This window comes from Pseudomonas sp. NBRC 111132 (genome assembly GCF_001320565.1).
GTDB classification, from domain to species: domain Bacteria; phylum Pseudomonadota; class Gammaproteobacteria; order Pseudomonadales; family Pseudomonadaceae; genus Aquipseudomonas; species Aquipseudomonas putida_P.
Genome location: NZ_BCBI01000001.1, coordinates 158952 through 172670, shown reverse-complemented (window position 1 = coordinate 172670; position 13719 = coordinate 158952). Strand labels below are relative to the sequence as shown.

Below are 13719 nucleotides of genomic sequence, written 5' to 3'. Positions count from 1 at the left end.
TCTTGACCTGACGGAGAACCTACGATGAGCACTGAAGGTGCCAACCAAGGAAGCCGCTGGCTACCGCGCCTGATGGGCGCGCTGCTGTTGCTGATGGGCCTGGCCCTGCTGGCTGGCGGTATCAAGCTGAGCCAGCTGGGCGGATCGCTGTACTACCTGATCGCCGGTATCGGTTTTGCCCTCTCGGGCATCCTGCTGCTGGCCCAGCGCCGCATCGCCCTGGGCCTGTATGGCCTGGTGCTGTTGGGCAGCACCGTGTGGGCCCTGCTCGAGGTAGGCCTGGACTGGTGGCAACTGGTACCGCGCCTGGCTATCTGGTTCGCCATCGGCGTGGTGCTGCTGCTGCCGTGGGCACGTCGCCCGCTGATCGGCCCAGCCAGCAAAGCCAATACAGCACTGCTCAGCGTGGCAGTGGTCGCTTCGGGCGCTTGCGCGCTGGGCAGCCAGTTCACCCACCCCGGTGAAGTGTTCGGCGAACTGGGCCGCGAAAGCAGCGAAATGGCCAGCGCCGCCCCGGCGATGCCCGACGGCGAATGGCAGGCCTATGGCCGCACCGAACATGGCGACCGCTACTCGCCACTGCGCCAGATCACCCCGCAGAACGCCTACCGCCTGGAAGAAGCCTGGCGTATTCGCACCGGCGACCTGCCGACCGAAAACGACCCGGTGGAGCTGACCAACCAGAACACCCCGCTGAAGGTCAACGGCATGCTCTACGCCTGCACCGCGCACAGCCGCCTGCTGGCCCTGGACCCGGACACCGGCGCGGAAATCTGGCGCTACGACCCACAGGTCAAGAGCCCGACCGGCACGTTCAAGGGCTTTGCCCACATGACCTGCCGTGGTGTTTCGTACTATGACGAAAACCGCTACGTCAGTCGCGACGGCAGCCCTGTGCCGAAAATTACCGAGGCCGGCCAAGCCGTGGCCCAGGCCTGCCCGCGCCGCCTGTACCTGCCTACCGCAGATGCCCGCCTGATCGCCATCAACGCCGACAACGGCAAGGTCTGCGAAGGCTTCGCCAACCAGGGTGTGATCGATCTCACCACCGGCATCGGGCCGTTCACTGCCGGCGGCTATTACTCCACCTCGCCTGCCGCGGTCACCCGTGACCTGGTGATCATCGGTGGCCACGTCACCGACAACGAGTCGACCAACGAGCCGTCCGGGGTGATCCGCGCCTACGACGTGCACGATGGCCACCTGGTGTGGAACTGGGACAGCAACAACCCGGACGACACCAAGCCATTGGCTGCCGGCAAAATGTACAGCCGCAACTCGGCCAACATGTGGTCAATCGCCAGCGTCGACGAAGACCTTGGCATGATCTACCTGCCGCTGGGCAACCAGACCCCGGACCAGTGGGGCGCCAACCGCACTCCAGGTGCCGAGAAGTACAGCGCCGGCGTAGTCGCCCTTGACCTGACCACCGGCAAGGCGCGCTGGAACTACCAGTTCACCCATCACGACCTGTGGGACATGGACGTCGGCAGCCAGCCGACCCTGGTGCACCTGAAGACCGACGATGGCGTGAAACCGGCGATCATCGTACCGACCAAGCAAGGCAGCCTGTACGTGCTCGACCGCCGCGACGGTACGCCGATCGTGCCGATCCGCGAAATCCCTACCCCACAGGGTGCGGTGAAAGGCGACCACACCTCGCCGACTCAAGCCCGCTCCGACCTCAACCTGCTCGGCCCAGAGCTGACCGAACAGGCCATGTGGGGCGCTACGCCGTTCGACCAGATGCTGTGCCGCATCCAGTTCCGCGAACTGCGCTACGAAGGCCAGTACACCCCGCCATCCGAACAGGGTTCGCTGATTTATCCGGGCAACGTGGGTGTATTCAACTGGGGCAGCGTGTCGGTCGACCCGGTGCGCCAGCTGCTGTTCACCTCGCCCAACTACATGGCATTCGTGTCGAAGATGGTCCCCCGCGAGCAGGTAGCCGAAGGCAGCAAGCGCGAAAGCGAGACCAGCGGCGTGCAGCCCAATACCGGCGCGCCGTACGCGGTGACCATGCACCCGTTCATGTCGCCGCTGGGCGTACCGTGCCAGGCCCCGGCCTGGGGCTATGTCGCCGCCATCGACCTGTTCACCAACAAGGTGGTGTGGAAGCACAAGAACGGCACCACCCGCGACAGCACCCCGATACCGATCGGCCTGCCGGTTGGCGTGCCGAGCATGGGCGGTTCGATCGTCACTGCCGGTGGCGTCGGCTTCCTCAGCGGCACCCTCGACCAGTACCTGCGTGCCTATGACGTGAACAACGGCAAGGAACTGTGGAGTGCCCGCCTGCCAGCGGGTGGCCAGGCCACTCCGATGAGCTACACCGGCAAGGATGGCAAGCAGTATGTGCTGGTGACCGCCGGCGGCCATGGCTCGCTGGGTACCAAAATGGGCGATTACATCATCGCTTACAAACTCGCTGAGTAAACCTTTGTTGCGGCAGTGAACGCACTGCCGCATTCGCGGGCAAGCCCGCTCCTACAGATACCGTGCTCTACCTGTGGGAGCGGGTTTGCCCGCGAAGAGGCCGGCACAGGCCAGCCAAGATGAAACCCCTCCCCCGCTGCCTTCGTCTACCATTGAAACCCATCCCCCCCCGCCCCATCTAAGCACCATAGTCATTTACGCAGGTGCCCCATGAGCGACCAGCAGGATTTCCCGGAACACCCCGACGAACACAGCGAAGTCGAACACACCACCCAGGCCGATACCAGCCACGCCCTCGCCCTGCCCGGCCAGCAACTGCCGGACAAGGTCTATGTGATCCCGATCCACAACCGCCCGTTCTTCCCGGCCCAGGTACTGCCGGTCATCGTCAACGAAGAACCCTGGGCCGAAACCCTCGACCTGGTCGCCAAGTCACCGGACCACTGCCTGGCGCTGTTCTTCATGGACACCCCGCCAGAAGACCACCGTCACTTCGACACCTCGGCGCTGCCGCAGTACGGCACGCTGGTCAAGGTGCACCATGCCAGCCGCGAAAACGGCAAGCTGCAGTTCGTCGCCCAGGGCCTGACGCGGGTACGCATCCGCACCTGGCTCAAGCACCATCGCCCGCCCTACCTGGTCGAAGTCGAATACCCACGCCAGCCCACCGAGCCGACCGACGAGGTCAAGGCCTACGGTATGGCACTGATCAATGCGATCAAAGAATTGCTACCGCTCAATCCGCTCTACAGCGAAGAGCTCAAGAACTACCTCAACCGCTTCAGCCCCAATGACCCCTCCCCCCTCACCGACTTCGCCGCGGCACTGACCTCTGCCACTGGCAGCCAGCTGCAAGAAGTGCTCGACTGCGTACCCATGCTCAAACGCATGGAAAAGGTCCTGCCGATGTTGCGCAAGGAAGTGGAAGTCGCACGCCTGCAGAACGAGATCTCGGCCGAGGTCAATCGGCAGATCGGCGAGCACCAGCGCGAATTCTTCCTCAAGGAACAGCTCAAGGTCATCCAGCAGGAGCTGGGCCTGACCAAGGACGACCGCAGCGCCGACCTCGAACAGTTCGAGCAACGCCTGGAGGGCAAGACACTGCCGGCCCAGGCGCGCAAGCGCATCGACGAAGAGATGGGCAAACTGGCCATCCTCGAAACCGGCTCGCCCGAATACGCCGTCACCCGCAACTACCTCGAGTGGGCCACCGCCCTGCCGTGGGGCGTGTACGGCAAGGACAAGCTCGACCTCAAGCATGCGCATAAAGTGCTCGACCAGTACCACGCCGGCCTGGACGACATCAAGGAGCGCATCCTCGAGTTCCTCGCCGTGGGCGCCTGGAAAGGCGAAATCAGCGGCTCGATCGTGCTGCTGGTGGGCCCGCCCGGTGTGGGCAAGACCAGTATCGGCAAATCCATCGCCGAGTCGCTCGGGCGGCCGTTCTACCGTTTCAGCGTTGGCGGCATGCGTGACGAAGCCGAAATCAAGGGCCATCGCCGCACCTACATCGGCGCCCAGCCCGGCAAGCTGGTGCAGGCCCTGAAAGACGTCGAAGTGATGAACCCGGTGATCATGCTCGACGAGATCGACAAGATGGGCCAGAGCTACCAGGGCGACCCGGCTTCGGCATTGTTGGAAACCCTAGACCCGGAGCAGAACGTCGACTTCCTCGACCACTATCTCGACCTGCGCCTGGACCTGTCCAAGGTGCTGTTCGTGTGCACCGCCAACACCCTCGACTCGATCCCCGGGCCGTTGCTCGACCGCATGGAAGTGATCCGCCTGTCCGGCTACATCACCGAAGAAAAGCTGGCCATCGCCAAACGCCACCTGTGGCCCAAACAGCTGGAAAAGGCTGGCGTTTCCAAGACCAGCCTCAGCATCAATGACAGCGCCCTGCGCCTGGTGATCGACGGCTATGCCCGCGAGGCCGGCGTTCGCCAGTTGGAGAAGCAATTGGGCAAGCTGGTGCGCAAGGCCGTGGTCAAGCTGCTGGAAGCCCCCGAAACCAAGCTGAAGATTGGCACCAAGGACCTGGAGGCAGCACTGGGCAAACCGGTGTTCCGCAGCGAACAGGTACTGGCTGGCAAAGGCGTGATCACCGGCCTGGCCTGGACCAGCATGGGCGGCGCCACACTGCCGATCGAAGCGACCCGCATCCACACCCTCAACCGGGGCTTCAAGCTGACCGGCAAGCTGGGAGACGTGATGAAGGAATCTGCCGAAATTGCCTACAGCTACGTCAGTTCCAACCTCAAGCAGTTTGGGGGTGACCCAAGCTTCTTCAACGAAGCGTTCATCCATTTGCACGTCCCCGAAGGTGCTACGCCCAAGGACGGCCCGAGTGCAGGCATCACCATGGCCAGTGCTTTGCTTTCACTAGCCCGCGACCAGTCTCCGAAAAAAGGTGTGGCCATGACCGGCGAGCTGACACTTACCGGCCAGGTGCTGCCAATTGGCGGTGTGCGCGAGAAGGTGATTGCGGCGCGGCGGCAGAAGATTTTCGAACTGATTCTTCCGGAGCCTAACCGCGGCGACTTCGAAGAACTGCCGGACTACCTGCGTGAAGGCCTGACAGTGCATTTCGCCAAGCGTTTCGCCGACGTAGCCAAAGTCCTGTTCTGACCTGCGCCGGCCTCATCGCGGCCAAGCCCGCGATGAGGCCGGCACTGACAACACAAAACCTATCGGTCATCGGTTATCCTCAGGGCATCGTCAGTCCCCGGAGCCAACATGACCGCCCCTCGTCTGCTCGTTCCCCTGAGCTTCGCCCTGCTTTCTGCCTGCGCACATCAACCTTCGCAGCCCGTCGATCTGGACGCGGAAAGCGAGTGCCCCAAGCGCCTGCAAGTCGGCCAGATCCTGACCCTGACCCTGCCCAGCAACCCCTCCACCGGCTACCGCTGGCGTGTTCAGGATGCAGCCTCAAGCGTGCTGCACAGCGTCGGCTCAGAGGTGTACAGTGCCCCGGAAGAAGAGGGTGTGGTCGGCAGCGCCGGTGTCTCCACCTGGCGCTTCCAAGCCAGCAACAGCGGGGATGCCCAACTGGTTCTGACCTACCAGCAGCCTTGGGCTGCTGATGTCGCCCCCGTGCAAACCTTCGACTGCAAGATTATCGTCCGCTAAGGGCGATCAACTGCGGTCATACATCAATTGCACCGCTTTCAGGTATTCGCAGAGCTCTTTCAGCGCGACCGTGGCGGTGTCCAAGTCCATCGTCGCGCTGAGTTTTACGGCCCGAGCCTGCCACTCCAGCTCCACCTTGCGAAGCTCGTGCAGCCAGTCATTCTTCAGTGGTTCGACACCTGACAAAGCCTTGACCGCTTCCAACTCATCCCGCGCCGTTTGCAGGGGGCGCTGCACCTGCCGTTGGTCACCCAGTGCTTCCTCGATTTTTTTATCAAGGCGAGCACGGGCCTCGCCCAAATCGCTGAATGTCCTGGCCCCTTCCAGCGCATCAGCGTGGCTGGCAAGCTTTTGCGCCACCGCCTTGAACAAATTGGCGTCGAACTTAGGGTCTGTGATCAACCCCATTATCTGGTCAATTTCTTCATCACTTGGGATGAGCCCCTTCAGTGCACTGGCAACCGAAGGTTTTTCGAACAACTCGATAGCCTGGACGATATCCGCCCGTTGTTGTCGCAGTTGTACCAACCGTTGTTCGAACAAAGCAGACTGGGCTTCAAGGGTGGCCGTTTTTTCTGCCAACGCCTCCAAAGAGTCGACCATCGCCGATAATGAAAAAAGTTCCAATCGCAGATTTTTCCCGACCAGCCGCGCCTGATACTGGCTCAGGCGGTCCAGAACACTGGCCAGCCGTTGGTGATTATCGGTTCCTCCCTTACCCGGAATGAAATCACGGTCCTCCAGTAACGTGATACCCCCTATCAAACTCTCCTTGAATCCACGCTCTACAGCCAGCAACAGCACACGCAATTCATCCAATTGCTCGCGTGCCCCTGGAAGCACGTTCATCTCCCACCTTTCCAGGCGCTGAAATATTTGGCCCTGTGCTTTATGCATTCGCACAAAATCAGGCATGACGTTTTCAATATTGGCAACATCCATGTCAAGCTTCCTCATATTCGTCAACCAGCTCATTGAACAGTTGGGACAGCGTGTGGCAGATATTTCCTATCTTGGCCCACGGTTTTATGACTTCGGAAAAATCATGCACGAAGGACTCGAGCTGGGTGATCGTACCCAGTTCCTTGGCTTCACTGACCGAGGTACTGGCATACGAGGCAAGGAACAACCAGACATCGGCCAAGCGCTTGGTCGCCGCCGACAGATCTTTGCATCTGAACTGCAAGTCCCTGACCAGCGTCGAAACGCGCTCGAAGTCTTTCAAGGCAGGCGCCACCATGGCCAACGCACGCGCCAGCTCATCGCGCTGTTCAATCAACGCATTCTTCGTGGCCCTGATGCGTTCCGCCTGGCTGCCGAAAACGCCCCCGGTGATAACCAGACCAATCGGCCCTAACACCATACCGGTGAACGCATAACCCACATTGGCATCGTACTCGGACTTCAATTGATCGATCTGCTCATCCCATTGATCGAGCTGCCTGCGTTTCTCCAGGGTTCCCTCAGGGGACACCTTCTCATCGAAGTGCTTCAGCAAGCGCCCCATGCGCGGTTTGAGCTCACGTTTTATTTCATTGTTGAACCAGTTGGCACGCGCATCGACATCATCGATTCGCCGCTGAGTGCTTTCGATTTCTCTGACCAGCTCAGTGATGCCAGGTGTGAGCAGGTTTGTGATCTGAGCTTGCTCTTCCTCACTGAACTCCTGCGTGTAGACATTACCCCCTTGCTCAGCCTTGCGCTTTTTGAGTGCTGCGAAAACCTCGCTATTTTCAAGGTTATCCAGCAAGTTACCGCCGCGCTGCACCAGGCTTTCAGCAAACAATTCAATTTCAGGACCTAACTGCTTGATACTGCGCTCCAGTATGTCCCATTCATAGACATGCCGGTGCAACGCAACATAAAGGTCATTGACCATCGTCACATCAACCCCTAGAGCACCGTAGTCGACCTCCCGTTCAATCTCTGCCTGCGTACGGGGTAGCTGATTGACGACATTGACGTATTTCTTGATAGCTTTAAGGTTCTCGGCCGTCAGTAAACTTCCGATTTGCTGACTGTTGCCCATCCGATTTCCAAGAAATGAAAAGTAGCGCTCCGGCAGCATTTTCACCTTGGCCATGGGGTCAAGTTCATCTACGGGCAGCGCTTCCCACCCAGTCGTTACATTCATAGTTCAATCCATAAAGCCAATAAATTAATTGCACTCAAAGCTTCCACTTGAACCGTACTCAATTCATTAAGCGCTGTAACTTAACGCTGTGGGAAAGTTCTTTAACCTCGGCATGAACCTTCCGTCCCTGAGCATTACCATGGCAAGATGCGTGGCCATTGGGATAAAATGCGCCCCCGTTTCACCCTGTATCGAGCCCGCCGTGAGCAAACAACCCGACCGCCTTTTCGCCCAACCCCTGGAGCAGGTGCCCGACTTCGTGTTCAACGAAGACGTGGTGCGCGTGTTCCCGGACATGATCAAGCGCTCGGTGCCCGGTTACCCCACCATCGTCGAGAACCTCGGCGTGCTGGCCGCACGATTCGCCCAGCCAAACACCGCGTTGTACGACTTGGGTGCCTCACTGGGTGCCGTCACCCAGTCGCTGCGTCGCCATGTACGCAGCGATGGCTGCAGGGTGATCGCGGTGGACAACTCCGCCGCCATGGTCGAGCGCTGCCGCCAGTACCTCACCGCCCAGGACTCGATGTTCCAGGAGTTGCTGCCGGTGCAAGTGCTGGAAGCCGATATCCTTGCCCTGCCCTTCGAGCCCGCCTCGGTGGTGGCGATGAACTTCACCCTGCAGTTCATCGCCCCCGACCAACGCCTGGAACTGCTCGGGCGTATCCGCCAGGCGCTGCTGCCGGGTGGCGCACTGATCCTTTCGGAGAAACTGCGCTTCGCTGATGAGCAAGAGCAGGATCTGCTCAATGAACTGCACCTGGACTTCAAGCGGGCCAATGGCTACAGCGAACTGGAAATTGCCCAGAAGCGCAGCGCCATTGAAAACGTGATGAGGCCCGATACGCTCGAAGCCCATCAGGAGCGCCTGCGCGCTGCCGGCTTCTCGAAAGTGGTGCCCTGGTTCCAATGCCTTAACTTCGCCTCGTTGATAGCCCTGCCATGATCGATCTGTCCCCTCTCGTCCGCCGCCTGGCGGGTACGCCCCTGGCTTCCTGGTCGCAAGGCCTGCAAGCGCAACTGGAAGCCAAGCTGGAAAAGGGCCACGGTGACCTCGACCGCTGGCGCGGTGCACTCCAAGCCCTGCCCACCCTGCAACCCAGCGAAATAGACCTGGTCAACGGGCTACGCCTGGACTGCGACTGCGACGACGCCACCCGCGCGCAGATGCGCCAGGCACTGATGGGCCTGTCGCCTTGGCGCAAAGGGCCGTTCGACCTGTTTGGCGTGCATGTGGACACCGAGTGGCATTCGGACTGGAAATGGTCGCGGGTAAGCCCGCACCTGGACCTCAAGGGCAAGCGCGTGCTCGACGTTGGCTGTGGCAATGGCTACTACCAGTGGCGCATGCTCGGTGCCGGTGCCGACATGGTGATTGGCGTCGACCCCAACTGGCTGTTCTTCTGCCAGTTCCAGGCCGTGCAACAGTACCTGCCGGAGCTGCCAGCCTGGCACCTGCCGTTCGCCCTGGAGGACCTGCCCGCCAACCTGGAAGGTTTCGACACGGTATTTTCCATGGGTGTGTTCTACCACCGCCGCTCGCCCATCGAGCACCTGCTGGCGCTCAAGGACTGCCTGGTCAAAGGTGGCGAGCTGGTGCTGGAAACCCTGGTGATCGAAGGCGACGAAAACCAGGTGCTGGTGCCAGAGGACCGTTACGCACAGATGCGCAACGTCTGGTACCTGCCGTCGGTACCGGCCCTGGCCCGCTGGTTGCGCCGTGCCGGCTTCAGCGATGTACGCTGCGTCGACGTGAGTGTCACCAGCGTCGAGGAGCAGCGCAGCACCGAGTGGATGCGCTACCAGTCGCTGGGCGACTTCCTCGACCCGAACGACCATAGCAAAACCCTCGAAGGCCTACCGGCCCCACGCCGCGCCACCCTGCTGGCGCGCAAATAAAAAAGGCGCCCGTCTGGGCGCCTGAATACACCTGCGGCGAGGAGCTGTCGCAGCGCAGGTTTTGTTACCTCAGTCCTTGGCCACCTCACGGGCCCTCTCTTGCGCCTTGCGTTCGCGCTCCGCAACAGCCTGTTGCTTGTCACCGTGCAAGCGCTGCTGGTCTTCGCGGAAGGCTTGCCAGAACTGCTTCGAGCGCTCCGCACCGCCCTCGGCATAGACACTGGCGCTGCCCAGGGCAAGGGTGGCCAACAGCAGGTATTTGGTCAGGTTCATCGTGGTTGCCTCGTGATAACCGATCAGACACGGCCATCCTAGCGAGGGCTAGCTAACGACAAGGTGAGGCGGGGATTACAGTCCTGCAATGTGGCCCTGGCAGGCAGCCAGATTACGCCAGGATTACAAATCGGTTATCTGCGCCGCAGCGCCATTTGCATGCCGTAACATCCTGCAGCTTGACCCTGATGTCACTACAGGGTCGAGAATCGCCCCCCTTTCATCACACCGAGCAACCCATGCGCCTACTGATCATCGAGGACGAGCTGCGAACCGCCGACTATTTGCAACAAGGCCTGCGCGAGAACGGCTATGTGGTCGACTGCGCCCACACTGGCACCGATGGCCTGCACCTGGCCCGTCAACAGCCCTATGAGCTGGTCATTCTCGACGTCAACCTGCCTGAACTCGATGGCTGGACCGTGCTGCAACGCCTGCGCGCCGAGTCGGCAACGCGCATCATGATGCTTACCGCCCACGGCCGCCTGGCCGACCGGGTCAAAGGCCTGGACCTGGGCGCCGACGACTACCTGCTCAAACCCTTCGAGTTTCCTGAGCTGTTGGCGCGCATCCGCAGCCTGCTGCGCCGCAACGACCAGCAACTGCAGCCCAGCACCCTGCGGGTCGCCGACCTGGAACTGGACCCCGGCCGCCACCGCGCTTACCGCGCCGGACAGCGCATCGACCTGACCGCCAAGGAGTTCGCCCTGCTGCACCTGCTGATGCGCCAGACAGGCGAAGTGCTGTCGCGCACGCAGATCATTTCGCTGGTGTGGGACATGAACTTCGACTGCGACACCAACGTGGTCGAGGTCTCGATCCGGCGCCTGCGGGCCAAGATCGACGACCCGTTCGATAGCAAGCTGATTCACACCCTGCGTGGCGTGGGCTATGTACTTGAGGCGCGCTTTTGAGAAACCCCAGCCTGTCACTGCGCCTGGGCCTGAGCGTGACACTGATGGGCGCCGCCCTGGTAATGCTGCTGGCCTGCCTGGCCGTGTTCGCCTTGGATCACGAACTGGACAGCCGCGCGCGCAAGGATCTGGCGCGCAAGATGTTGCAGGTCGAGCACAACCTGCGCGTCGACCTGCGCAGCGAAGACCTGGGCACCCGCGCCCATCCACTGCTCGACCTGGTGATGGGGCATGACAACCTGAGCCTCAGCGTGCTGGCGCTGGACGGCCGCCACCCGCACCTGCTCAGCCTCGGCCCAGCCCTGGAAGCGCGAGTCGGCGAACTGCACACCGATGCCCGCCTGGCCTTTCACGAATGGCGCGACAGCAGCGGCAACCAGATGCTCACCGTTACCCGGCAGATGCGCTTGCGCGACAACACGCCGGTCAAGGTGATGATGTCGCTCAACCGCGCCGACGACAACGCCCTGCTGCAGGCCTACCTGCACTCCACCTTGCTGGCGTTGCCGCTGCTGTTGGTCCTGATTGGTGCGGGTGCCTGGTGGCTGATGCAACGTGGCTTGAAGCCGTTGCGGCACTTCCGGCGCATTGCCGGGCAGGTGTCCGCCCAAGACTTGCAACACCGCCTGCCCTCTACCGGCTTGCCGCAAGAGCTGGCGGAACTGGCCAGCAGCATTAACGTGATGCTCGACCGCCTGGATCAGGGTGTCAGCCAGCTGTCGCAGTTCTCTGACGATTTGGCCCATGAACTGCGTACGCCGTTGAGCAACCTGATGGGCAAGACGCAGGTGACACTGGCCCGTGAGCGGGACAATGCGAACTATCGGGAAGTGCTGGAAGACAGCATCGAAGAGCTGACCCGGCTCAACCGCATCATCAACGACATGCTGTTTCTCGCCCAGGTCAACCAGCCGCAAGCACAAGTCGCGTTAAAACCCTTGGCGCTGGCTGACGAGACAGCGCGGGTTGTCGAGCTGTTTACTTTCAGTGCCGAGCTGAAGGCAGTTGAGCTACGCGTTCAGGGCTGGGGGACTGCACAGGGTGACCGGCTGATGTTCCAGCGAGCACTGTCAAACCTGTTGAGCAATGCCATTCGGCACAGCCCGGAAGGTGAGCCCGTCGAACTGCGTATCGAGCGTGCGGGCAACGAAGTACGGCTAGCGGTGGAGAACCGAGGGCCTGGTATTGCTGCAGAGCACCAGTCACGCTTGTTCGAGCGGTTCTACCGGGTGGGCGCGGGGCGTTCGCGGCTGGAGGGCGGGACCGGTTTAGGGTTGGCAATCGTCAAATCGATCATGCAGTTGCATGGCGGTCGGGTCGAAGTGGGCAGCAGCCCCTTGGGGCCTACCCGCTTTACCCTGGTGTTTCCTGGCGAATGATCAGCTGCCTGTACCTGCGACAAAGCCGGTACAGGCAACCAACAAATCAGCGCGAAGCCGCTACGATCAGGGCTTTCATCTCCGCCACAGCAGCTTTGAAGCCAACGAACAAGGCATGTGCCACGAGCGCATGGCCGATGTTCAGTTCATTGATGCCTTTGATTGCCGCCACTGCCTCGACGTTGTGGTAATGCAGCCCATGGCCAGCATTGACGATCAGCCCCTGCCCCACACCAAACGCCACACCATCGACGATACGCTTGAGCTCTTCAGCCACTTCGGTTGGGGTTTGGGCATCGGCATAACGCCCGGTGTGCAGCTCGATCGCCGGCGCGCCAACCCGACGCGAGGCCTCGATCTGCCGCTCATCGGCATCGATGAACAGCGACACCTCGGCACCGGTACGCGCCAGGCGCTCAACGGCAGCCTTGATCCGAGCTTCCTGTCCTGCCACGTCCAGGCCACCTTCGGTGGTCAGCTCCTGACGGGTTTCGGGTACCAGGCAGATGTGTGCCGGGCGAATCTTCTCGGCAAACGCCATCATCTCTTCGGTAACGCCCATCTCGAAGTTCATGCGCGTCTGCAGCACATCCTTGAGCACCACCACATCCCGCTCCTGGATGTGCCGGCGGTCTTCGCGCAGGTGCACAGTGATGCCATCGGCGCCCGCTTCCTCGGCGTCCAGGGCAGCCTTGACCGGGTCAGGGTAACGCGTGCCACGGGCCTGGCGCAGGGTCGCCACGTGGTCGATGTTTACGCCAAGAAGCATGCGGTTGCTGTGAGTCACGAAAGGCTCTCCTGAAGATTGAGCCCCACAGCATACGTCGTGATCAGCGCTTGCGAAACAATTCCCGGCTGACCAGCGGTTTTGCCCCCAGGTGAACCGCCAGTGCCTGGCGCATCAGGCGCTTGGCAGCCAGCAAGGCACCTGGGGCCTCCCAGTTGGCTTCGGCCAAAGCCAGCAGTTCGGTACCACGGAACAAGCCGGGTTGTGCCAACTCGACCCGCTCCAAGCCGGCATCCACGCGCAAACGGTACAGGCCGTCGGCAGCGACAGGTTGGTCATTAACGTCCTGTTGCAAGGAAAACGCATAACCGAGCTCGTCCAGCAGCCGCCATTCGAAAGAGCGCAGCAGCGGCTCCAGCGGGCGCCCGGCGCCCAAGGCCTGCAAGGTCAAGGTGTAGTGCTCGAAAAGGGTCGGGAACGGCGCCTCGGCGGGCAGCAGGCGCATCAGCAATTCGTTGAGGTACAACCCGCTGAACAGGGCATCGCCGTGCAGCCAGGCGGCGATACCAGCGCTGTCCATACGCCCGACATTCTTCAGCTCACCACGTCCACGCAGCTCCACCTCCAGCGGCACGAACGGCCGCACCAGGCTGCCCCCTTTGCTGCGCGCGCGGCGCAACACGGCGCGCATGCGGCCCTGGGGGGTGAAGAAGTCCACCAGCGCGCTGGTTTCCTTGTAGGCTCGGCTGTGCAGCACATAGGCTGGCTGGGGGGTGGGTTGGTCCATGCACTATCTCTGGGGGGCCAGATGTAATTGTGGGAGCGGGC

General features: G+C 61.6%; 12 protein-coding genes. 7 read left to right on the top strand and 5 right to left on the bottom strand.

Annotated elements, in window-relative coordinates:
* Positions 1-24 precede the first annotated feature (24 nt).
* The 3 genes from APH35_RS00780 (at position 25) to APH35_RS00770 (ending at position 5565) form a co-directional block, all read left to right on the top strand.
* Complete coding sequence (locus tag APH35_RS00780) at positions 25-2436, top strand: glucose/quinate/shikimate family membrane-bound PQQ-dependent dehydrogenase (protein WP_060514044.1); 2412 nt, start codon at positions 25-27, stop codon at positions 2434-2436.
* Between the two features lie 210 nt (positions 2437-2646).
* Positions 2647-5064, top strand: a complete 2418-nt coding sequence (gene lon, locus APH35_RS00775; protein ID WP_060514043.1) for an endopeptidase La — start codon at positions 2647-2649, stop codon at positions 5062-5064.
* Between the two features lie 108 nt (positions 5065-5172).
* The gene (locus APH35_RS00770; RefSeq protein ID WP_012273917.1) at positions 5173-5565 is read left to right on the top strand and encodes a protease inhibitor I42 family protein; all 393 of its coding nucleotides are present in this window, start codon (positions 5173-5175) and stop codon (positions 5563-5565) included.
* Between the two features lie 6 nt (positions 5566-5571).
* Here the strand turns inward: APH35_RS00770 and APH35_RS00765 are convergent, their stop codons facing one another.
* Positions 5572-6507 carry an alpha-xenorhabdolysin family binary toxin subunit B gene (locus APH35_RS00765; RefSeq protein WP_012273918.1) on the bottom strand — a complete coding sequence of 312 codons (936 nt, stop codon included), beginning with the start codon at positions 6505-6507 and terminating at the stop codon, positions 5572-5574.
* Position 6508: 1 nt separating this feature from the next.
* Positions 6509-7699, bottom strand: a complete 1191-nt coding sequence (locus tag APH35_RS00760; RefSeq protein ID WP_060494203.1) for an alpha-xenorhabdolysin family binary toxin subunit A — start codon at positions 7697-7699, stop codon at positions 6509-6511.
* Positions 7700-7901: 202 nt separating this feature from the next.
* On the opposite strand from APH35_RS00760, the gene cmoA reads away from it, so the two are divergent.
* Positions 7902-8645 (top strand): carboxy-S-adenosyl-L-methionine synthase CmoA, encoded by a 744-nt coding sequence (gene cmoA, locus APH35_RS00755; protein ID WP_041166579.1) that lies wholly within the window; start codon positions 7902-7904, stop codon positions 8643-8645.
* Complete coding sequence (gene cmoB / locus APH35_RS00750) at positions 8642-9598, top strand: tRNA 5-methoxyuridine(34)/uridine 5-oxyacetic acid(34) synthase CmoB (protein ID WP_060514042.1); 957 nt, start codon at positions 8642-8644, stop codon at positions 9596-9598. The genes cmoA and cmoB overlap by 4 nt, the downstream gene beginning before the upstream one ends.
* A 69-nt stretch (positions 9599-9667) precedes the next feature.
* Here the strand turns inward: cmoB and APH35_RS00745 are convergent, their stop codons facing one another.
* Entirely contained in the window at positions 9668-9871 is a 204-nt protein-coding gene (locus APH35_RS00745) for a hypothetical protein (protein WP_060514041.1), read from the bottom strand.
* A gap of 239 nt (positions 9872-10110) precedes the next feature.
* Between APH35_RS00745 and APH35_RS00740 the strand changes: the two genes are divergently transcribed.
* Together APH35_RS00740 and APH35_RS00735 are read left to right on the top strand one after the other, a co-directional pair.
* On the top strand, positions 10111-10785 hold the full coding sequence (locus APH35_RS00740) for a heavy metal response regulator transcription factor (protein ID WP_060514040.1): 675 nt from the start codon (positions 10111-10113) through the stop codon (positions 10783-10785).
* Entirely contained in the window at positions 10782-12164 is a 1383-nt protein-coding gene (locus tag APH35_RS00735) for a heavy metal sensor histidine kinase (protein WP_060514039.1), read from the top strand. The genes APH35_RS00740 and APH35_RS00735 overlap by 4 nt, the downstream gene beginning before the upstream one ends.
* Positions 12165-12210: 46 nt before the next feature.
* Here the strand turns inward: APH35_RS00735 and pdxJ are convergent, their stop codons facing one another.
* Both pdxJ and recO read right to left on the bottom strand, forming a co-directional pair.
* Positions 12211-12933 carry a pyridoxine 5'-phosphate synthase gene (pdxJ, locus tag APH35_RS00730; protein ID WP_218580762.1) on the bottom strand — a complete coding sequence of 241 codons (723 nt, stop codon included), beginning with the start codon at positions 12931-12933 and terminating at the stop codon, positions 12211-12213.
* 61 nt (positions 12934-12994) lie between these two features.
* Positions 12995-13678: a DNA repair protein RecO gene (gene recO / locus APH35_RS00725; RefSeq protein WP_060514038.1), complete on the bottom strand. Its 684-nt coding sequence runs from the start codon at positions 13676-13678 to the stop codon at positions 12995-12997.
* Between the last annotated feature and the right edge of the window lie 41 nt (positions 13679-13719).

Excerpts from the sequence above, each read along its gene's own strand:
- APH35_RS00780 (WP_060514044.1), top strand. The coding sequence starts at position 25 with ATGAGCACTGAAGGTGCCAACCAAGGAAGCCGCTGGCTACCGCGCCTG.
- lon (WP_060514043.1), top strand. The coding sequence starts at position 2,647 with ATGAGCGACCAGCAGGATTTCCCGGAACACCCCGACGAACACAGCGAA.
- APH35_RS00770 (WP_012273917.1), top strand. The coding sequence starts at position 5,173 with ATGACCGCCCCTCGTCTGCTCGTTCCCCTGAGCTTCGCCCTGCTTTCT.
- APH35_RS00765 (WP_012273918.1), bottom strand. The coding sequence starts at position 6,507 with ATGGATGTTGCCAATATTGAAAACGTCATGCCTGATTTTGTGCGAATG.
- APH35_RS00760 (WP_060494203.1), bottom strand. The coding sequence starts at position 7,699 with ATGAATGTAACGACTGGGTGGGAAGCGCTGCCCGTAGATGAACTTGAC.
- cmoB (WP_060514042.1), top strand. The coding sequence starts at position 8,642 with ATGATCGATCTGTCCCCTCTCGTCCGCCGCCTGGCGGGTACGCCCCTG.
- APH35_RS00745 (WP_060514041.1), bottom strand. The coding sequence starts at position 9,871 with ATGAACCTGACCAAATACCTGCTGTTGGCCACCCTTGCCCTGGGCAGC.
- APH35_RS00740 (WP_060514040.1), top strand. The coding sequence starts at position 10,111 with ATGCGCCTACTGATCATCGAGGACGAGCTGCGAACCGCCGACTATTTG.
- pdxJ (WP_218580762.1), bottom strand. The coding sequence starts at position 12,933 with ATGCTTCTTGGCGTAAACATCGACCACGTGGCGACCCTGCGCCAGGCC.
- recO (WP_060514038.1), bottom strand. The coding sequence starts at position 13,678 with ATGGACCAACCCACCCCCCAGCCAGCCTATGTGCTGCACAGCCGAGCC.